Consider the following 19411-nt stretch of genomic DNA (forward strand, 5'->3'; position numbering starts at 1 on the left):
GGGTGATTTCACCCGCCCTTTTTTATGCAAGCGATTCCATGCAAAGCAGCAGTCAACTCTTCCCCGTCGCGCTAGTCAGCGCGGAATTGCGCGGCGACCTCACCGAGGACGTCTACCGCCTCAAGCCGAACAACAGCCCGGACTCCAGCGTCGAGCTGGCGGTCACCCGCCTCGGTCGCCCCGAAGGGCGGCGTGGCGTGCCGGTGATCCTGTTGCACGGCAGCTTCTCCAACCGCCGCTTCTGGTTCTCGCCCAAGGGTATTGGCCTGGGTGCGTATCTGGCGCGTGCCGGCTTCGATGTCTGGATCGCCGAGATGCGCGGGCATGGCCTGTCGCCCCGTAACGCTGACTACGATCGCAATCGTGTCGCCGACTACGCACGTTTCGACCTGCCGGCCATTGCCAATTTCGTGGTCGAGCAGAGCGGCCAGGCGCCGCATTGGGTCGGGCACTCCCTAGGGGGCGTCACCCTGGCTGCCGCGCTGGGCGGCGGCTACCTGGATGAGCAGCAGGCCGCCAGCGCGGCGCTGTGCGGCAGCCAGATCAGCCGTACCTACTGGCCGCTGAAGCTACCGCCCGTGGCCTGGGGCGGGCGCTTGCTGCTCAAGCGCATGGGCGGGCTGTCCGGTTCGCGGCTCAAGCGCGGTCCGGAGGACGAGCCGCTGGGGCTCGCCCTGGAGGCCCTGCACTGGTACAGCCTGTTCGGCCGCTTCGGCGAGAAGGACAACGACTGGTGGGGCGGTTTGCAGAAGGTTTCCCTGCCGGTGCTGGCCATCGGCTCCGATGGCGATATCCAGGACCCGGCCTGGGCCTGTCGCAAGTTGCTGGAGCAGTTCGGCTCCGAGATCCGGCAGTTCCTGCACCTGGGACGGCGCCAGGGCTTCTCGGAAGATTTTGGTCACATCGAGATGCTGATCAGCAAGGGCGCCCAGCGTGAGGTCTGGCCACTGCTGCAATACTGGCTGGAGCACAGCGGCTTGCCGGAAGGGCAGGGCGCTCTGGCGCAGGCTTGAGCTTGGCGTGGCAGGGAGTAGACTGTGACGCCATTGCGGCTTTCGGTCACATCCAGGCCTGAAACCCTGCCGGATTTCATCAAGAGGAGCTTCTCCATGCATTACGTCACCCCCGATCTGTGCGATGCCTACCCGGAGCTGGTCCAGGTCGTCGAGCCGATGTTCAGCAACTTCGGCGGACGGGACTCCTTCGGTGGCGAGATCGTCACCATCAAGTGCTTCGAGGACAATTCGCTGGTCAAGGAGCAGGTCGAGAAGGATGGCAAGGGCAAGGTGCTGGTGGTCGACGGCGGCGGCTCGCTGCGCCGTGCACTGCTGGGTGACATGCTGGCCGAGAAGGCCGCCAAGAGCGGCTGGGAAGGCATCGTGGTGTACGGCTGCATCCGTGACATCGACGTGATCGCGCAGACCGATCTGGGCGTGCAGGCGCTGGCCAGCCACCCGATGAAGACCGACAAGCGCGGTATCGGCGACCTCAACGTGGCCGTGACCTTCGGCGGCATCACCTTCCGCCCGGGCGAGTTCGTCTATGCCGACAACAACGGCATCATCGTCTCGCCTAAAGCGTTGAAAATGCCGGAATAATTCGAACCTTCCAGCTGAAGTTCGGGTCAATGCCGGGAGCGAAAGCTTCCGGCATTTTTCATGGGGCCTCGCGCAAGCGACCTTGAGCGAAGGAAAAGGGCATGCAGCAGTACGAGAGCGGCACGGAACGCGGACTGATCGACGGCTTCGTGCTGGACGGCCACGGTGGTGGCCGGCGGATCACCCGGAGCGAATTGCCGCTGCTGGATCTCAAGCCCGAGGAAAGCCTCTGGGTGCATTGGGATCGCGGTGTGCCCGAAGCCCAGTCCTGGCTGCGCGAATCCAGCGGTCTGAACGAATTCGCCTGCGACCTGCTGCTGGAAGAGGCCACCCGCCCGCGCCTGGTCGACCTGGGGGGTGAGCGCCTGCTGCTGTTCCTGCGCGGGGTCAACCTGAACCCCGGTGCGGTACCTGAGGACATGGTCTCGCTGCGGGTCTATGCCGAGTCGCAGCGGGTGATTTCCCTGCGTCTGCGTCCGCTCAAGGCGGTGGCCGACCTGCGCGCCGACCTGGATGCCGGCACCGGCCCGAAGACGGCCTCGGAAGTGGTGCTGTACCTCGCCCACTACCTCACCGACCGCGTCGATACCCTGATCGGCGGCCTGGCTGATCAGCTCGACGCGATGGAAGAGGCCATCGAAGAAGACGAGCGCAGCATTCCCGACCAGCACCAGCTGCGCACCCTGCGGCGACGTGCCGCGGGATTGCGCCGTTACCTGGCGCCGCAGCGGGAAATCTACTCGCAGATGGTCCGGTTCAAGGCGTCCTGGACGGTGGCCGACGACGCCGACTACTGGAACGAGCTCTACAACCGCCTGACCCGCAACCTGGAAGAACTGGAGCTGGTGCGCGAGCGCATCAGCCTGATCCAGGAAGCCGAACATCGTCGAATTACCGAGCGGATGAACCGCACCATGTACCTGCTTGGTATCATTACCGGCTTTTTCCTGCCCATGAGCTTCGTGACCGGTCTCCTGGGCATCAACGTCGGCGGCATTCCCGGCTCCAGTGCACCCTACGGCTTCGCCGTGGCCTGCCTGGTGATCCTCGGGATAGTGGCTTTCCAATGGTGGATATTCCGCCGCATGCGTTGGCTCTAGGTGTGACTTTTGAGGTGGTGGGGGCGTCAAGCACCTCACACAGGCGAGGTGCGTATGCACGACCCATTTGAAGAATCCTTGCGCGATCTGCTGCGAATGCCTCCGGAACAGCCGGGAGACGATTCGCGCCTGGATCGCGTCCTGAAGACCGCCAACCGCCAGGTAGGCGCGGGCGATCTGTTCAGCCTGATGGGGCACTGGTTCCAGGCCCTGTCCATTGGCGTGAGCCGTGGCGCCGCGCACCTTGCACCCGTCTCGCGCCACGCGCAGAATTCCGCCCCTTCCGCTGACAAGGCCGACTGAACATGCAATTCGACATCTGGACGCAAAGCCTGCTCACCGCCATGAACACCCTGTGGGGCAAGCTGGCCGGGTTCATCCCGAACCTGCTCGCCGCGCTGGTGATCGTGCTGCTCGGCTTCGTCGTCGCCAAACTGCTCGATGCGCTGATCTCCAAGCTGCTGGCCAAGCTCGGCCTCGACCGCCTCATGGCGGGTACCGGCCTGACCAAGCTGCTGGCCCGTGCCGGCATCCAGGTGCCGGTCTCGACCCTGATCGGCAAGATCATCTACTGGTTCGTGCTGCTGGTATTCCTCGTCTCCGCGGCGGAGTCCCTCGGTCTGCAGCGCGTCTCGGCAACCCTGGACATGCTCGCGCTGTACCTGCCCAAGGTGTTCGGCGCGGCGCTGGTGCTGATCGTCGGCATCCTGCTCGCCCAACTGGCCAACAGCCTGGTGCGCGGCGCGGCCGATGGTGTCGGCCTGGAATACGCCAACGGCCTGGGTCGCGTGGCCCAGTGGCTGGTCATCATCATCAGCATCTCGGTGGCTATCGGCCAGCTCGAGGTCAAGACCGACCTGCTGAACTACATCATCGCCATCGTGCTGATCACCATCGGCCTGGCTGCCGCCCTGGCCCTGGGCCTGGGCAGCCGTGAGGTGGCAGGGCAGATCATCGCGGGTATTTATGTGCGGGAGCTGTATCAGGTCGGACAACAGGTGAAAGTGGCTGATGTCGAAGGCATCATCGAGGAAATTGGTACCATCAAGACTATCCTGCTGACAGACGAGGGTGAGCTGGTGTCGATCGCCAACCGCATCCTGCTCGATCAGCGTGTAACCAGTCGCTGAAGATGATGACCGATTACCGGTACGGCTTCCTGAAAGCCGCGCCGGACGCTGACTTGACCTGGCCCGACCCGACTTGAACAAGCCGCAATCACTGTCCTTGCGCTATGACCCGCGCCAGCTCACCGACGAGGAGCTGGTGGAGCGTTCCCACGAGGAGCTCTACCACGTGACGCGGGCCTATGAAGAGCTGATGCGCCGATACCAGCGCACGCTGTTCAACGTCTGCGCGCGCTATCTGGGCAACGACCGGGACGCCGATGATGTGTGTCAAGAGGTCATGCTCAAGGTGCTGTATGGTCTGAAGAACTTCGAGGGAAAGTCGAAGTTCAAGACCTGGCTGTACAGCATCACTTACAACGAGTGCATTACCCAGTATCGGAAGGAACGGCGCAAACGCAGATTGCTCGATGCGCTGAGTCTGGATCCAGTCGAGGAAGCCTCTGAAGAGAAGGCTCCGAAAGTCGAAGAACGGGGTGGACTAGACCGCTGGCTAGTTCATGTCAATCCCATTGATCGGGAAATCCTCGTGCTTCGATTTGTTGCGGAACTGGAGTTCCAGGAGATCGCCGACATCATGCACATGGGGCTTAGCGCCACAAAGATGCGCTACAAACGTGCACTCGATCGAATGAGAGAAAAGTTTTCGAATGTGACGGAATCTTAGTCCGGGAAATATTGTCTCTCTGTTTGGCAAGTTCTGATAAACTTGCCACCCAAGTTGTACGGCCTATGGTTAGGACAACTTATTGACCACCAAGATGGGGATTTAACGGATGAAACTGAAGAACACCTTAGGCGTCGTAGTTGGCTCGCTGATCGCCACCGCCGCTGTCAATGCCTTCGCTCAAGGCCAGGGCGCCGTCGAAGTCGAAGCATTCGGCAAGCGCTACTTCACCGACAGCACCCGCAACATGAAGAACGCGGACCTGTACGGCGGCTCCGTTGGTTACTTCCTGACCGACGACGTCGAGCTGGCTCTGTCCTACGGTGAGTACCACGACGTACGTGGCACCTACGAGACCGGCAACAAGAAGGTCCATGGCAACCTGAGCACTCTGGACGCCATCTACCACTTCGGCACTCCGGGTGCTGGCAACCTGCGTCCGTACGTTTCCGCCGGCGTTGGCCACCAGAGCCTGACCAACATCAACTCCGACAACGGTGGTCGTCAGAACCTGACCATGGCCATGGTCGGTACCGGTCTGAAGTACTACTTCACCGAAAACTTCTACGCCAAAGCCAGCCTCGACGGTCAGTACGGCCTGGAGAAGCGTGAGAACGGTCACCAGGGCGAGTGGATGGCTGGCCTGGGCGTTGGCATGAACTTCGGCGGCGGCGCCAAGCCGGCCCCGGCTCCCGAGCCGGTTGCTGAAGTCTGCTCCGACTCCGACAACGACGGCGTCTGCGACAACGTCGACAAGTGCCCGAACACCCCGGCCAACGTCACCGTTGACGCCAACGGCTGCCCGGCTGTTGCCGAAGTCGTTCGCGTTCAGCTGGACGTGAAGTTCGACTTCGACAAGTCCAAGGTTAAAGAGAACAGCTACGCTGACATCAAAAACCTGGCTGACTTCATGAAGCAGTACCCGTCCACCTCCACCACCGTTGAAGGCCACACCGACTCCGTCGGCACCGACGCCTACAACCAGAAGCTGTCCGAGCGTCGTGCCAACGCCGTTCGTGACGTACTGGTCAACGAGTACGGTGTTGAAGGCGGCCGCGTAAACGCTGTTGGTTACGGTGAGTCCCGTCCGGTTGCTGACAACGCAACCGCCGAAGGCCGCGCTGTTAACCGCCGCGTAGAAGCCGAAGTGGAAGCCCAAGCCAAGTAATTGGTCTGAGCTGACGAGAAAAACCCGGCCTAGGCCGGGTTTTTCTTTGCCTGCAGGAAAGTGAATCTCAGGCGGTGCGGGCCAGGATTGCCTGCTGCGCAGCGGCGGCGACTTCGCCGATCACCAGGATTGCCGGGCTCTTCAGGGCGAAGCTCTGGGCGTCTTCCAGCATGTCGCCCAGCTGGCTGCGGTATTCGCGTTGGGCGGGCAGGGATGCGTTCTCGATCATCGCCACTGGCGTGCCGGCCGCCATGCCGCCTTCGAGCAGTCCGTCGCGGATTTCCGCCAGTTTCGCCACGCCCATGTACACCACCAGCGTTGTTCCGCCTTCGGCCAGGCCGCGCCAGTTCAGCGGGCTGTCGTCCTGGGTGTGTGCGGTCACCAGGGTCACACCCCGGCTGACACCACGCAGGGTTACGGAGATGCCGCACTGAGTCGCTGCTGCCAGCCCGGCAGTGATGCCGTTGACCAACTCACAATCGATGCCCCGCGCAATCAGCCAGTCAGCTTCTTCGCCGCCACGGCCGAAGATGCACGGGTCGCCGCCTTTCAGACGTGCGACGCGGCGCCCCTGGCGGGCGTAGCGCAGCATCAGGCGGTGGATAAAGTCCTGCGGGGTGGAGCGGCAGCCGCCGCGTTTCCCGACGCAAATCACTCGCGCCGAAGGGCAGTGCTCCAGCACCGCCGGATTCACCAGGTCGTCGATGAGCACCACGTCGGCCTGGGCCATGGCCCGGACGGCCTTCAGGGTCAGCAGTTCCGGGTCGCCGGGGCCGGCGCCGATCAGCCAGACTTTTCCACTCATGTCGTTCTCCTCAGGCTGCCGTCTTCGCGGCTTGATTCAGGCGGTAGCGGCCAGCGGCTTCTGAGCCAGCAGGCGCTTGATTTCCGGTACGCAGGAGCCGCAGGCGGTCCCGCACTTGAGTTCGCATTTGAGGCCTTCCAGGTCCAGGCCCTTGTCGATCCCGGCCTGGATGCGGCTCTGGCTGACGTTCAGGCAGTTGCACAGCGTCTTGTCCGCCGCCGCGCCGGCTTTACCCGGGGCGGCGCTGAGCGGGGCGAGCAGCCAGCGGCGCAGCTCCTGGTCGGCGCGGCCTTCCTTCCACAATTCGCGCAGCCAGGCGCGGGCGGCGGTTTCGCCGGCCAGGCGCAGCGAGACGATTCGCGATTGTTCGATACGCACGCGTTTGCCGACGGTGCGGCGCGGGTCGTCATAGGCCATGACCGGACCGTCGCCGAGGTCGAGCAGGGCGTCGATGCGGGCCAGCCAGTCCGCGCTGGGCGCTTCGTGGTGTGCGGCACGGATCACCAGTGCCGGGCGTTCACGGCCGGTGGGGCTGAAGCTGGCGTAGCGCAGGTCTTCGAACATCGGGCGCAGGGCGTCGAAGCGCTTCTGCACCTCACCTTCCACCAGCGCGAAGAACTGCCAGGGCAGCTCGATGCGGCTGACTTCCACCGTGGCGTGCTTCAGCTCGGGCTGGCGCGACAGCGGGTCCACCGCCGGCAGGGTCAGCACGTTGATGCCCAGGCCCTTGAGGAAGCGGTCGCCCCAGTGCATCGGCAGGAAGGCCTGGCCGGGACGCAGGCGGTCGTCGGCTTGCACCGGCAGCACCAGTTCGCCACGGCGACTGTGCAGGCGAACCAGTTGGCCGTCGCTGATGCGCCGGCGGCGCAGCTCGTCCGGGTGCAGGCCGAGCACAGCTTCTTCCACGTGGCCGAACAGTTGCGGCGCGGTGCCGGTACGGGTCATGCCATGCCACTGATCGCGCAGGCGGCCGGTGTTGAGGATCAGCGGGTAACGTGCATCGCGCTTTTCCTTCGGTGCTCGGTAGGGCTCGGCGATCAGCCGCGCGCGGCCATTGATGGTGGGGAACTGTCCGTCGCCATACAGGCGTTCGGTGCCTTGGGTAGCGCCGGTGCGGAAGGGCCATTGCTGCGGGCCACGGGTGTCCAGCAGGGCGTAGTCGACGCCGGACAGATCAAGATCACGATCACGGGTCAGCAGCTTGAATTCGTCGAACAGCGAGGACGGCGAATCGAAGTCGAACAGGCTGTTTTCGCCGGGGCGCAGGCGCTGCTCGAGGCGGCGGGCGAAGTCGCAGACGATGTTCCAGTCCGCCCGCGCCTCGCCGATGGCCGGGATGGCCGGGCGCACGTGGCTGATGCGGCGTTCGGAGTTGGTCACCGTGCCTTCCTTCTCGCCCCAGCTGGCGGCCGGCAGCAGCAGGTCGGCGTACTGGCAGGTCTCGCTGGTGGTGAAGGCTTCCTGGACGATGACGAACGAGCAGGCGGCCAGGGCTTCGCGCACGCGGGTCTGGTCTGGCAGTGATTGGGCCGGGTTGGTGCAGGCGATCCACAGGGCCTTGATGCGCCCGTCGCGTACTGCGTCGAAGAGTTCGATGGCGCTCAGGCCGGGGTTCTCCGGCAGTTGTTCGACACCCCAGTAAGCAGCCACTTCGGCACGGTGTTCGGCGTTGGCCGCCTCGCGGTGGCCGGGCAGCAGGTTGGACAGGCTGCCAGTCTCGCGGCCGCCCATGGCATTGGGTTGGCCGGTGAGGGAGAAGGGGCCGGCACCGGGGCGGCCGATCTGCCCGGTGGCCAGGTGCAGGTTGATCAGCGCACTGTTCTTCGCGCTACCGGCGGTGGACTGGTTCAGCCCCATGCACCAGAGCGAGAGGAAGGAAGGCGACTGGCCGATCCACTGGGCCGCGCGTTGCAGGTCGTCGACGGCGATGCCGCAGATTTCTGCGACGGCCAGCGGACCGTAGTCGCGTACCAGGGCCTTGAGTTCATCCAGGCCGTCGGTGTGGGCTTCGATGAAGGCGCGGTCGGTCCAGCCTTCCCAGAGCAGGATGTGCAGGATGCCGTGGAACAGCGCGACGTCGGTGCCGGGCAGGATCGCCAGGTGCAGGTCGGCCTGCTCCGCGGTGTCGGTGACGCGCGGGTCGATGACGATCAGCTTCATCTCCGGGCGACGTGCGCGGGCCTCTTCCAGGCGGCGGAACAGTACCGGGTGGGCGTAGGCCATGTTGCTGCCGGCGATCATCACGCAGTCGGCCAGTTCGATGTCCTCGTAGCTGCAGGGCGGGGCGTCTGCGCCCAGGCTGCGCTTGTAGCCGACCACCGCCGAGGACATGCACAGGCGCGAGTTGCTGTCGATGTTGTTGGTGCCGACCAGGGCGCGGGCGAGCTTGTTGAAGGCGTAGTAGTCCTCGGTCAGCAGCTGGCCTGAGACGTAGAAGGCCACGCTGTCCGGCCCGTGCTCGCGGAGGGTTTCGGCGAAGACGCCGGCGGCATGCTCCAGTGCGGTGTCCCAGTCGGTGCGGGCGCGTGACAGTCCCTTGCCCAGGCGCAGCTCCGGGAATTGCGCGCGGGCGTCCGCGTCGCCGGTGAGGTGCAGGGTCGAGCCCTTGCTGCACAGGCGGCCGAAGTTGGCCGGATGCTGCGGGTCGCCCTGTACGCCGAGGATGCGCTCGTCGTCGTGCTCGATCAGTACACCGCAACCCACGCCGCAGTAGCAGCAGGTGGAGGCGGTAGTGCGACGGTTGTGGGTCATGGCGCAGCCTCGCTCTGAATCGGAAGCAGGGAAATCAATCGCAGGGGGATCAGGCGCAGTGGGCGAGGTTGTCGCGCAGGGCCAGCAGCACGCGACCATCTTCGATCTTTACCTCGTGGCGATGGGCGCAGCCCTGGTCGGGGGCCACGGCCTCGCCGCTGGCCAGTTCGATCTGCCAGTTGTGCAGCGGGCAGGCCACGCGCTTGCCGTAGATCAGGCCCTGGGACAGCGGGCCGCCCTTGTGCGGGCAGCGGTCGTCGAGGGCGAAGACCTCGTCATCGGAGGTGCGGAAGATCGCGATGTCGCCCTTGGGGCCGGCGATGACGCGCGAGCCCAGCGGGTTGATGTCGTCCAGGGCGCAGATGTCTAACCAGTTCATGGGGTGTCTCCGGCAATCGGGTAGTAGGGGCCCCGGTGGCGGGGCCCGGCGGGCACTCAGGCGGGTTCCAGCTGCTTGAGGGGAATCCGTTCGAATTCCTTCTTCAGCGGCTGCTGGGTGATGCGCTCCTGCCACGGGTCCTGCTCCAGCGACAGGGAGAACTGCAGGCGGGCATTGAGCGCCTTGCGGTTTTCCGCGTCTTCCAGCACGGCCTTCTTGATGCGCTCCATGCCGACGCGCTGCAGGTAGTGCACGGTGCGTTCGAGGTAGAAGGCCTCCTCGCGGTAGAGCTGGAGGAAGGCGCCGCTGTACTCGCGGACTTCGTCGGAGGTCTTGAGCTTGACGAAGAACTCCGCCACCTCGGTCTTGATCCCGCCGTTGCCGCCGATGTACAGCTCCCAGCCCGAATCCACACCGATGATGCCGATGTCCTTGATGCCGGCCTCGGCGCAGTTGCGCGGGCAGCCGGAGACCGCCAGCTTGACCTTGTGCGGCGACCACATGTTGAACAGGTCGTGCTCGAGGTCGATACCTAGCTGGGTCGAGTTCTGCGTGCCGAAACGGCAGAACTCGCTGCCGACGCAGGTCTTCACGGTGCGGATGGACTTGCCGTAGGCGTGGCCGGAGGGCATGTCCAGCTCCTTCCAGATCGCCGGCAGGTCATCTTTCCTGATACCCAGCAGGTCGATGCGCTGGCCGCCGGTGACCTTGACCATGGGTACCTGGTACTTGTCGGCGACGTCGGCGATGCGCCGCAGTTCGGCGGCGTTGGTGACGCCACCCCACATACGCGGGACTACCGAGTAGGTGCCGTCCTTCTGGATGTTGGCGTGGGCGCGCTCGTTGATCAGGCGCGACTGCGGGTCGTCCTTGGCTTCGCCCGGCCAGGTGGAGATCAGGTAGTAGTTCAGCGCCGGGCGGCAGGTGGCGCAGCCGTCCGGGGTGCGCCAGTCCATGAAGCGCATGGCACTGCTCAGGGTGATCAGGTGATGGTCGCGGATCGCCTGGCGTACCTGGCCGTGGTTGAGGTCGCTGCAGCCGCAGATGGCCTTTTCGCTCTTGGGCTTCACGTCCGCCGCGCCGCCCACGGTGCTGATCAGGATCTGCTCGACAAGCCCGGCGCAGGAGCCGCAGGAGCTGGCGGCCTTGGTGTGCTTCTTCACCTCATCGACGCTGAACAGGCCGTTCTCCTGGATCGCCTTGACGATGGTGCCCTTGCACACGCCGTTGCAGCCGCAGACTTCGGCGGTGTCGGGCATGTTCGCTGCGCTGTTCTGGCCCTGGTGGCCGACGTCGCCGATGCTGCTCTCGCCGAACATCAGGTGGTCGCGGATTTCGCCGACGTTGTGGTTCTCGCGGATCTGCCGGAAGTACCAGCCGCCATCGGCGGTGTCGCCGTAGAGGCAGGCACCGACCAGCACGTCGTCCTTGATCACCAGTTTCTTGTACACGCCGCCGATGGGATCGGAGAGGGTGATGGTCTCGGTGCCTTCGCCGCCCATGAACTGGCCGGCGGAGAACAGGTCGATGCCGGTGACCTTGAGCTTGGTGGAGGTCACCGAGCCCTGGTAGCGGGCGAAGCCGAGCATGGCCAGGTGGTTGGCGCAGACCTTGGCCTGCTCGAACAGCGGGGCCACCAGGCCATAGGCGATGCCGCGGTGGCTGGCGCATTCGCCCAGGGCGTAGATGCGCGGGTCATAGGTCTGCAGGGTGTCGTTGACCAGGATGCCGCGGTTGCAGGGCAGGCCGGTCTTCTCCGCCAGTTCGGTGTTGGGGCGGATGCCGGCGGCCATCACCACCAGGTCGGCGGCGATCACTTCGCCGTCCTTGAAGCGGATGGCACAGACGCGGCCGCTGCCGTCGTCGATCAGTTCTTCGGTGTGGGTGTTCAGGCGGAAGTTGATGCCGCGTGATTCCAGCGCTTCCTGCAACAGCTTGCCGGCGGTGCGGTCCAGCTGGCGCTCCAGCAGCCAGTCGGAGAGGTGCACCACGGTGACGTCCATGCCGCGCTGCTTGAGGCCGTTGGCCGCTTCCAGGCCGAGCAGGCCGCCGCCGATGACCACCGCATGGCTGTGGGTGCCGGCGGTGTCGATCATGGTCTGGGTGTCGGCGATGTCGCGGTAGCCGATCACGCCCTGCAGGCGGCTGCCCGGCACCGGCAGGATGAAGGGGTTGGAGCCGGTGGCGATCAGCAGGCGGTCGTACTCGGCCTCGGTGCCGTCTTCTGCGTAGACCTTGCGGCGATGACGGTCGATGCGGCTGACCTTGCGGTTGAGCAGCAGGCGGATACCGTTCTCGCTGTACCAGTTGAGGTCGTTGAGGACGATGTCCTCGAAGGCCTGCTCGCCGGCCAGCACGGGGGAGAGCAGGATGCGGTTGTAGTTGGGGTGGGGCTCGGCGCCGAACACGGTGATGTCGTAAAGATCGGGGGCGATCTTCAACAGTTCTTCCAGGGTGCGCACACCGGCCATGCCGTTGCCGATCAGTACGAGCTTGAGCTTCTTCATGTCAGGGCTCCGTCACGCAATCGCGGAAAACAAAAAAGGCGTCCCGCCGGTTACCCAGCGAGGACGCCTTTGTCCAAGTCCCGATCGATCGGGAAGTGCGAGCCTCTTCGTTGAGGGACGCGCTTTTGTAGATTGTTGAAACGGTTATTGCAGGGGCTGTGCCAACTTTCTCGACCCCCGGTTTTCGGGGCTTTCGGCTGGCCTGTTCTGCCGGTTGGCCTTTTTGCTGCACTGCGGTGATGCGTTCTGAACCGATCTGGTGCGCCTTCAGCCCCCGTGCAGCAGCCAGAGCAGCAGCCCCAGGTTGATCGCCAGCGAGGCCAGGGCGACGCCGCGCCAGACCCGCAGCGGTTCGCGTTCCAGCAGCGGGCGTGGGCGCGGCGGTGCCTGGCGTTCGCCTTGTTCCAGGGCGAGCAGGCATTCCTCGGCGGTTTCGAAGCGCTGTTGCGGTTGGGCGGCGATCAGCTTTGCCAGCCAGTCGTCCAGCCAGGTTGGCACATCCGGGCGATAGCGGCTGGCCGGGGCGGGCGTGCCGAAGCGCGGATGCTGGAAGGCTTCGATCTCGCCATAGGGGTAGTGCCCACAGAGCAGGCGGTAGAGCGTGACCCCGGCCGCGTAGAGGTCCTGGCGGGCTTCCGGCGCCGCGCCCTGGAAGGATTCCGGGGCGAGATAGCTCGGGGTGCCGGGCAGGTCGTGCGGGTCTTCCTGCGACAAGCCCGGGCAGTAGGCCAGGCCGAAGTCCAGCAGGCGCAGCTCGCCGTCGTCGGCCCAGTGCAGGTTTTCCGGCTTGATGTCGCGGTGCAGGATGTTGCGCCGGTGCAGCTGGCCCAGGCCGCGCAACAGGCGCTGGGCGAGGTCCAGCCAGTCGGGCAGGTTCAACGGGCCGTTGAGTTTCAGGTGCTCGTCCAGGGTTTGCCCCGGATACTCGCGCATCACGTAGTACAGGTGCTGGCGTTGCGGCAGGCTGTGCAGTTCGGGGAAGTAGCGGCCCTGCACGCGGCGCAGGAACCACTCCTCCAGCAGCAGCGCCTGAGCGGCTTCCGCGGAGTCGCGCAGTGCTGGCGGCAGGGTCTTGAGCAGCCAGGGGCGGTTCTGCCGGTCGCGCACGCGGTAGATCAGCGATTGGCGCGACTGCGCCAGTCGGCCTTCCACCCGCCAGCCTTCGAACTCCTGGTCGTCCCGCAGGGCGGGCGGCGCGGGCCAGTGGTCGAGCTGGGCGAGGGCGTCGCCGAGGCTCGCAGGCGGCAGTTCGTCCACCTGCAGGAGCAGCGCGCTGGCGTTGTCCTGGCTGCCGGCCAGGTGGGCGGCGCTGACCAGTGCGTCGGCGCAGGCCTGCAAGCTCTGTGCGTCCTCCAGCAGGCGCTGGATGGCGCTGTCGCCAAGAGCAGCCCAGATGCCGTCGCTGACCAGCAGGAAGCTCTGTCCGGCTTCCAGTTCGCCGTCGCAGTAGTCCACCACCAGATGCTGGTCGAGGCCCAGTGCGCGCTTGAGCACGTGCTGCATGCCGGGTTGTTCCCAGACGTGGTCCTGGGTCAGGCAATCCAGCTGGCCGGCGTGCCAGCGGTACAGGCGGCAGTCGCCGACATGGGCGAGGGTGAAGCGCCGGCCCCGCAGGACCAGCGCGGTGAGGGTGGTGAGCAGCGGCTGGCCACCGCCGTTGGCCTGCAGCCAGCGGTTCTGCGAGATCAGCAGGCGGTCGAGGGCCTGGGCGACGGCCCAGGTCTCGGGGGTGGCGTAGTAGTCGGCGGCCAGCGCCTGCAGGCTCAGGCGCGCGGCGAGGCCGCCGTCGGCGCAGTGGCTGACGCCGTCGGCGATGGCAAACAGGTGCCCCTTGCTGGCGGCCAGCCCTGCGGGCGGGGTGACCACCCGCAGGGCATCCTGGTTCTCGTCGCGCGGGCCGGTGGCGCTGGCCTGGGCGAAGCTCAGGGCCAGGCTCATGGCCTGCTCCTGCGGGATGGACCGGCGCTCGGGGCGGCCCTCACCCTAACCCTCTCCCAGAGGGAGAGGGGACCGTTCGGCACAGGATGAAACCTCGGTGTCAGCCGGTATGGACAGCTCCCTCTCCCTGAGGGAGAGGGCTGGGGTGAGGGGGAAAGCACAGGCACGGACTTGCTCGTGAAAAGGCTGTCACCCCTGCAGAAAATGAGTGTTGCTGCAAAGGCCATGGCCTACACCCGCGCCGCGGTAACGGCCGCGCTACCCCAGGTGGTGCGCCAGCGGGCTTTCACCGCGTGCAGGCCGAACCAGGCCAGTACGCCGAGGCTGGCGAACAGCCAGAGGCCGATCTGGTAGTCGCCGGTGGCCTGCTTGATTGCGCCCAGGCCCGCCGTCAGGCAGAAACCGCCGATGCCGCCGGCCATGCCGATCAGGCCGGTCATCACGCCAATGGTCTGGCGGAAGCGCTGCGGCACCAGCTGGAACACCGCACCGTTGCCCGCGCCGAGGCTGAGCATGGCGACCACGAAGAGGCTCAGTGCCGCCACCGCGCTGGGCAGGTGGAAGCCCACGGCGGCGATGCAGATCGAGGCGACGGTGTACATCACCAGCAGGCTGCGGATACCGCCGATGCGGTCGGCCAGGGCGCCGCCCAGCGGACGCATCAGGCTGCCGGCGAAGACGCAGGCGGCGGTGTAGTAGCCGGCTTTCACCGGGTCGAGGCCGTACTGATCGTGGAAGTAGCCGGGCAGGGTGCTGGCGAGGCCGAGGAAGCCGCCGAAGGTCACGCTGTAGAAGAACATGAACCACCAGCTGTCGCGGTCGCCCAGAGCCTTCAGGTAATCCGCCAGTGACTTGACTGGCGGGCGCTCCGGGGCGTTGCGGGCGAGCAGGGCGAACACCACCAGGGTGGCCAGCAGCGGGATCAGCGCGAAGCCGAAGACGTTCTGCCAGCCGAAGGCGGCGGCGATGGCCGGGGCGAACAGCGCGGTGAGCACAGTACCGGAGTTGCCGGCCCCGGCGATACCCATGGCCTTGCCCTGGTGCTGCGGCGGGTACCACTGCGAGGCCAGCGGCAGCGCCACGGCGAAGGAGGCGCCGGCCATGCCCAGCAGCACGCCGAGGATCATCGCCTGCTCCAGGCTGTGGATGCCCAGTCGCCAGGCGCCGAACAGCGCGCAGATGACGATCACCTGGCCGAGGATGCCGGCGGCCTTGGGCGACCAGCGATCGGCCAGCAGGCCCATGAGGAAGCGCAGGATGGCGCCGGAGAGGATCGGCGTGGCGACCATCAGCGCGCGCTGCTGGGTGGTCAGTTGCAGGTCGGTGGCGATCTGCACCGCCAGCGGGCCGAGGACGTACCAGACCATGAAGCTCAGGTCGAAATACAGGAAGGCGGCAAACAGGGTCGGCGCGTGGCCGGCTTTCCAGAAACTCGTGTTCATCGAACACCTCATCAGCAACGGTAGAGGAGCCCGGTCATGCGCCACTTGGCAGCCGCCGGGTTCGAGAAGGTCCTGAGCCCCTGCGCCGGGGCAAACGAAAAAGGCGTCGCTCCACCCACCGCACTGCGCGGGTGTGGATGCGACGCCTTTGTCGAAGTCGGGTAATCGTCGTTGATTACCATCGCCTTGTGCAGAGCAAGGCGCGGGCCAGGATGAGAAATCCCAGTCAGATCAAAGAGATGAGAGGAGGGTCAGGACCGATGCTGATCCATCAGAGGGCGCGCCGTGCTGCGGCGTGCCCTGTACTGGAGCGTCAGGCGATCCAGTTGACGTTGGGGAAGGTGTCGCGGAATGCCTCGGGGATCGGCACGACCTTGCCGGCCTTGTAGTCGAAGAACACGAAGCCCGACTTGGCCATGGCTACCAGCGTGTCGTCGGCCGGGCGGGTGATGCGAAAGATGATGTCGCCGCCGTACTTGTTGAAGTCCATCACGCCGACCTCGAACAGCAGCTGATCGCGCGCGTGGGCCTCGGCGCGATAGGTGGTGGCGAGGTCGGTGACGATGATGCCGGTCTCGCGGATGCCGTAGTCGAACAGGAAGCGCGCGCGGGCTTCGGAGATCATCGAGATCATCGAATCGTTGCCCAGATGGTTGGCGCCGTTGATGTCGGTGACGCGGACGGTGAGCTTGGTTTCGTAGATGAAGAGTTCTTCGGGGAATTCCAGTTTCAGGCGGGCCATGGCGGTCTCGGTGACAAGGCAACGGGTAGTGCGGATGTGCCGCGCATTCTACGCGCAGTCCGCGCGCCCCGCGCCTCATCAGGCCAGTGAATGGCGAATCAGCGGTGCGCCGAGTTCAGGTGGAAGACGGTTACCCGCGCGCCTTCGCTGGTGTCGCCGTAGTTGTCGTTGATGTAGGCGCCGGCCTTGAAGTAGAGCAGTTGCTTGGACCAGGTGGTGCTGAGGATCTTGCGGTAGTAGTTGGCCCGGCCGTCGGAGGTCTCCACGCGGATCGCCAGGTTGCCCACCGAGGTGACGCGCAGGCTGTAATTGAAGGTCTGGTCCAGGGCGATGTTGTCGATCAGCGGGACGTTGATGCTGGCGCTGTCGTCGGGGTGGTTGCGCACCAGGGCTTCCAGGCGTCCGCTCTCCAGGGTGGGCAGGTAGTGGTACTGCAGCTTGACCAGCGGCTCGCCGTTGCCGGTGTAGGGCGAGCGGCTGTGGATCTGGCCAATGATGATCTTGTTCTTCGAGGGCACCTGCTGGACGCTCATGGTCACGCGCAGTTCGTTGTCGCCCTGGGTGTAGTACCAGTTGGAGACCTCGCCGTTGGACAGAGTCTCGCGCAGCTCGCTGCGGGGGTAGACGCTGTCGGAGGTGTGCGAGCCGGTGACGGGCACCCAGAACACCACCTGGCTGCCGCCGCGCTGGAAGTAGCGGCTCTGGTAGCCCCGGGCGATCTGCTCGGTGCTGACTTCGGTGGGGCGGGGGTCGGTGGGAACGCTGAGGTTCCAGGTGGTGAGGTCGATCATGGGCTTGCCCTTGCTGAGCCGCACAGGCGGCGAGGTCGGGTGGCGCCGAGGTGCCTAGCCGGCGGCGGCCACTGCGATGCGCCATCGAACCCTGCCGATGACGCTCCTGGGGCCCGGCCAAAAGACCGGGCGGCCGCAGCATAGGGCGTTGCGGGCAGGGGAGGGGCCAGCTCGGCGGCTGGCGAAATGATCGCGCCTTGCCGCCGCTGGCCGTTGGCCGCCTAGCGCTTTCAGCCGATTCGCACTTGCAGCGTCAGTGCCCGAGCATCTCGTGCATCGCAATGATCTGCTCGGCCACCTGCACCAGCTTCTGCTGGCGGCCCATGGCTTGGCGGCGCATCAGGGTGTAGGCCTCTTCCTCGGCGCAGCCTTTCATTTTCATCAGCAGCCCCTTGGCCAGCTCGATGCGCTTGCGCTCCGCCAGCTGCAGCTCGCGGGCCTGCAACTGGGCACGCAGGGCCTGGTCGCTCTCGAAGCGGGCCATGGCGACATCGAGGATCGGCTGCAGCCGCTCGGCCTGGATGCCCTCGACAATGTAGGCACTGACCCCGGAGCGGATCGCCTGGCGCATCACCTGCGGGTCGTGCTCGTCGGTGAACATGACGATGGGGCGCGGCTGGTCGCGGCTGACCAGCACTACCTGCTCCATCACGTCGCGGCCAGGGGACTCGGTGTCGATGAGGATCACATCCGGATGCAGGGCCTCCACCCGTTGCGCCAGGTCGACCGTCAGGCCAGATTCGTCGATGACCTCGAAGCCGCTTTCCACCAGCGCGGCCTTGAGGCGCCCGACCTTCTTCGGGGTGTCGTTGATCAGCAGGACGCGCAGCATGCTCAACCTCGCTCCGCCAGGGCATTCAGCTCGAAGCTGCGGGCATAGCCGGCCGGGTCGCTGCCGTCCCAGAGGCGGCCGTCGATCAGGGTCGAGGTGCGCATCTCGGCGTCCGGCACGCTTGCGCCCACGGCGCTGGCAGCTTCGCGGTAGAGGTCGAGCTGCTGGACCTGGCGGGCGATGCCAAGGTAGTCGACGTCTTCGCGCAGCAGGCCCCAGCGGCGGAACTGGGTCATGAACCACAGCCCGTCGGAGAGCCAGGGATAGGTGGCGTGGCCTGCATTGAAGAAACGCAGTGGATGCGCGTCCTGCCAGGCGTGACCGAGGCCGTCCTGGTAACGGCCGAGCAGACGCGGCTCGACGCTGGCGAGTGGGGCGTCGACGTAGTCTTCGCTGCTGATCAGCTGGGCGGCGCTGCGCAGGTTGTCTGCGCTGGCTTCGATGAAGCGGCTGGCATCGAGCAGGCTCATGACCAGTGCGCGCGCGGTGTTGGGATACTCCTCGACGAAGGCACGGGTGGTGCCCAGAACCTTTTCCGGGTGGTCCGGCCAGATCTGCTGGCTGGTGGCGAGGGTAAAGCCCATGCCTTCGTCCACCGCCAGGGCGCCCCACGGGCCCCCGGCGCAGAAGCCGTCGATGCGCCCGGCCTTCAGGTGCTCGACCATCTGTGCCGGCGGCACCACCAGGCTGCGGACGTCCTGCAGGGGGTGGATGCCGTGGCTGGCCAGCCAGTAGTAGAGCCACATCGCATGGGTGCCGGTGGGGAAGGTGTGGGCCAGGGTCAGTTGCGCACCGTTCTGGCGCACGTGGCTCTGCAGTGCCCCGGCAGAGGTCACGCCGTCGCGCATCAGTGGGGCGGAAAGATTGATCGACTGGCCGTTCTGGCACAGGCCCATGAGCACGGCCATGTCGGTGGCTGGGGCGCCGCCCAGGCCTAGTTGCAGGTCATAGATGAGCCCGTAGAGGCTTTGCGCTGCGTCCAGCTCGCCGCTGAGCAGGCGGTCGCGCAGGCCGGCCCAGGAATTCTGCCGCTGCAGGTTGAGCGTCAGGCCGTAGGGCTGGCCGAAGCCCTGAGTCGCGGCTACCACCAGCGAGGCGGAGTCGGTAAGGGCCATGAAGCCCAGGTTAAGGGCTGTCTTCTCCGGGGCATCGGAACCGGCCACCCAGGCCAGGCTGTCCGGCAGTGGGCTGGTGCTGTCGATCATCTCCACCTCTGAACACACTCTCAACGCGCTTTCAATGCAAAAAATGGCGCCGCGCCACCTGCTGTCACAGGAGGTAGGCACGACGCCATTGTCGATTGTTGATTGTCGGGCGCGATCCGCCGTTGGACCGCAGGTGTGAGGAGTGGAGCAAGGGCTGTGCCAGTGGCGGTGCAGAAAAAAAGAAGCCCCGCCATGGAGGGCGGGGCGCAGAGGAAGGGAGCGCACCTCTGGAGGGTTCCACAAGGGCACCTGGGCACGGATATCGGCAGGAGCCTGTCGTCCACCTTAGACCCGGTGGCCTGCGGCGCAACCGGTCAATAAGTATTAGGCCCATCGTTAGGGGCGGGCGGGAGCGCTCT

General features: G+C 65.7%; 17 protein-coding genes. 7 read left to right on the top strand and 10 right to left on the bottom strand.

Annotated elements, in window-relative coordinates; translation table 11 throughout:
• The first annotated feature begins 38 nt into the window (after positions 1–38).
• The 7 genes from IB273_RS00650 to IB273_RS00680 all read left to right on the top strand — a co-directional run bounded on the left by IB273_RS00650 (position 39) and on the right by IB273_RS00680 (position 5660).
• Positions 39–1013, top strand: coding sequence for an alpha/beta fold hydrolase (locus IB273_RS00650; protein WP_192222950.1), 975 nt, complete (start codon positions 39–41; stop codon positions 1011–1013).
• Between the two features lie 96 nt (positions 1014–1109).
• Complete coding sequence (rraA, locus tag IB273_RS00655) at positions 1110–1598, top strand: ribonuclease E activity regulator RraA (protein ID WP_192222951.1); 489 nt, start codon at positions 1110–1112, stop codon at positions 1596–1598.
• 101 nt (positions 1599–1699) lie between these two features.
• The gene (locus tag IB273_RS00660) at positions 1700–2698 is read left to right on the top strand and encodes a zinc transporter ZntB (protein WP_081516451.1); all 999 of its coding nucleotides are present in this window, start codon (positions 1700–1702) and stop codon (positions 2696–2698) included.
• Between the two features lie 54 nt (positions 2699–2752).
• Positions 2753–3001 (top strand): hypothetical protein, encoded by a 249-nt coding sequence (locus IB273_RS00665; RefSeq protein WP_017516812.1) that lies wholly within the window; start codon positions 2753–2755, stop codon positions 2999–3001.
• Between the two features lie 2 nt (positions 3002–3003).
• A complete protein-coding gene (locus IB273_RS00670; RefSeq protein WP_081516452.1) occupies positions 3004–3828 on the top strand; it encodes a mechanosensitive ion channel family protein in 825 nt (274 codons plus the stop codon).
• A 73-nt stretch (positions 3829–3901) separates the two neighbouring features.
• Positions 3902–4492: an RNA polymerase sigma factor SigX gene (sigX, locus tag IB273_RS00675; RefSeq protein ID WP_045208526.1), complete on the top strand. Its 591-nt coding sequence runs from the start codon at positions 3902–3904 to the stop codon at positions 4490–4492.
• A gap of 109 nt (positions 4493–4601) precedes the next feature.
• Positions 4602–5660, top strand: coding sequence for an OmpA family protein (locus IB273_RS00680; RefSeq protein ID WP_081516453.1), 1059 nt, complete (start codon positions 4602–4604; stop codon positions 5658–5660).
• 67 nt (positions 5661–5727) lie between these two features.
• Here the strand turns inward: IB273_RS00680 and cobA are convergent, their stop codons facing one another.
• From cobA to IB273_RS00730, 10 genes are all read right to left on the bottom strand, one after another.
• Complete coding sequence (cobA, locus tag IB273_RS00685; RefSeq protein WP_192222952.1) at positions 5728–6465, bottom strand: uroporphyrinogen-III C-methyltransferase; 738 nt, start codon at positions 6463–6465, stop codon at positions 5728–5730.
• Positions 6466–6501: 36 nt separating this feature from the next.
• A complete protein-coding gene (locus tag IB273_RS00690; RefSeq protein ID WP_192222953.1) occupies positions 6502–9216 on the bottom strand; it encodes a nitrate reductase in 2715 nt (904 codons plus the stop codon).
• A 49-nt stretch (positions 9217–9265) separates the two neighbouring features.
• Entirely contained in the window at positions 9266–9595 is a 330-nt protein-coding gene (nirD, locus tag IB273_RS00695) for a nitrite reductase small subunit NirD (RefSeq protein WP_081516456.1), read from the bottom strand.
• A gap of 56 nt (positions 9596–9651) precedes the next feature.
• On the bottom strand, positions 9652–12102 hold the full coding sequence (gene nirB, locus IB273_RS00700) for a nitrite reductase large subunit NirB (RefSeq protein WP_192222954.1): 2451 nt from the start codon (positions 12100–12102) through the stop codon (positions 9652–9654).
• Positions 12103–12369: 267 nt separating this feature from the next.
• Positions 12370–14040, bottom strand: a complete 1671-nt coding sequence (locus IB273_RS00705; RefSeq protein WP_151186559.1) for a bifunctional protein-serine/threonine kinase/phosphatase — start codon at positions 14038–14040, stop codon at positions 12370–12372.
• Positions 14041–14270: 230 nt separating this feature from the next.
• Positions 14271–15482 (bottom strand): nitrate/nitrite transporter, encoded by a 1212-nt coding sequence (locus IB273_RS00710; RefSeq protein ID WP_081516459.1) that lies wholly within the window; start codon positions 15480–15482, stop codon positions 14271–14273.
• A gap of 313 nt (positions 15483–15795) precedes the next feature.
• A complete protein-coding gene (locus tag IB273_RS00715) occupies positions 15796–16224 on the bottom strand; it encodes a thioesterase family protein (RefSeq protein ID WP_138216348.1) in 429 nt (142 codons plus the stop codon).
• Between the two features lie 98 nt (positions 16225–16322).
• On the bottom strand, positions 16323–17015 hold the full coding sequence (locus IB273_RS00720; protein ID WP_192222955.1) for a polysaccharide lyase family 7 protein: 693 nt from the start codon (positions 17013–17015) through the stop codon (positions 16323–16325).
• Positions 17016–17268: 253 nt separating this feature from the next.
• A complete protein-coding gene (locus IB273_RS00725; RefSeq protein ID WP_081516462.1) occupies positions 17269–17847 on the bottom strand; it encodes an ANTAR domain-containing response regulator in 579 nt (192 codons plus the stop codon).
• Between the two features lie 2 nt (positions 17848–17849).
• A complete protein-coding gene (locus IB273_RS00730) occupies positions 17850–19052 on the bottom strand; it encodes a CmpA/NrtA family ABC transporter substrate-binding protein (protein WP_081516463.1) in 1203 nt (400 codons plus the stop codon).
• Positions 19053–19411: the final 359 nt, after the last annotated feature.

The organism is Pseudomonas sp. PDM19 (assembly GCF_014852215.1).
Lineage (GTDB): Bacteria > Pseudomonadota > Gammaproteobacteria > Pseudomonadales > Pseudomonadaceae > Pseudomonas.

Bases quoted from the DNA above. Each gene is read 5' to 3' on its own strand.
- IB273_RS00650 (WP_192222950.1), top strand. From the start codon at position 39: ATGCAAAGCAGCAGTCAACTCTTCCCCGTCGCGCTAGTCAGCGCGGAA.
- rraA (WP_192222951.1), top strand. From the start codon at position 1,110: ATGCATTACGTCACCCCCGATCTGTGCGATGCCTACCCGGAGCTGGTC.
- IB273_RS00660 (WP_081516451.1), top strand. From the start codon at position 1,700: ATGCAGCAGTACGAGAGCGGCACGGAACGCGGACTGATCGACGGCTTC.
- IB273_RS00665 (WP_017516812.1), top strand. From the start codon at position 2,753: ATGCACGACCCATTTGAAGAATCCTTGCGCGATCTGCTGCGAATGCCT.
- IB273_RS00670 (WP_081516452.1), top strand. From the start codon at position 3,004: ATGCAATTCGACATCTGGACGCAAAGCCTGCTCACCGCCATGAACACC.
- IB273_RS00680 (WP_081516453.1), top strand. From the start codon at position 4,602: ATGAAACTGAAGAACACCTTAGGCGTCGTAGTTGGCTCGCTGATCGCC.
- cobA (WP_192222952.1), bottom strand. From the start codon at position 6,465: ATGAGTGGAAAAGTCTGGCTGATCGGCGCCGGCCCCGGCGACCCGGAA.
- IB273_RS00690 (WP_192222953.1), bottom strand. From the start codon at position 9,216: ATGACCCACAACCGTCGCACTACCGCCTCCACCTGCTGCTACTGCGGC.
- nirD (WP_081516456.1), bottom strand. From the start codon at position 9,595: ATGAACTGGTTAGACATCTGCGCCCTGGACGACATCAACCCGCTGGGC.
- nirB (WP_192222954.1), bottom strand. From the start codon at position 12,102: ATGAAGAAGCTCAAGCTCGTACTGATCGGCAACGGCATGGCCGGTGTG.
- IB273_RS00705 (WP_151186559.1), bottom strand. From the start codon at position 14,040: ATGAGCCTGGCCCTGAGCTTCGCCCAGGCCAGCGCCACCGGCCCGCGC.
- IB273_RS00710 (WP_081516459.1), bottom strand. From the start codon at position 15,482: ATGAACACGAGTTTCTGGAAAGCCGGCCACGCGCCGACCCTGTTTGCC.
- IB273_RS00715 (WP_138216348.1), bottom strand. From the start codon at position 16,224: ATGGCCCGCCTGAAACTGGAATTCCCCGAAGAACTCTTCATCTACGAA.
- IB273_RS00720 (WP_192222955.1), bottom strand. From the start codon at position 17,015: ATGATCGACCTCACCACCTGGAACCTCAGCGTTCCCACCGACCCCCGC.
- IB273_RS00725 (WP_081516462.1), bottom strand. From the start codon at position 17,847: ATGCTGCGCGTCCTGCTGATCAACGACACCCCGAAGAAGGTCGGGCGC.
- IB273_RS00730 (WP_081516463.1), bottom strand. From the start codon at position 19,052: ATGATCGACAGCACCAGCCCACTGCCGGACAGCCTGGCCTGGGTGGCC.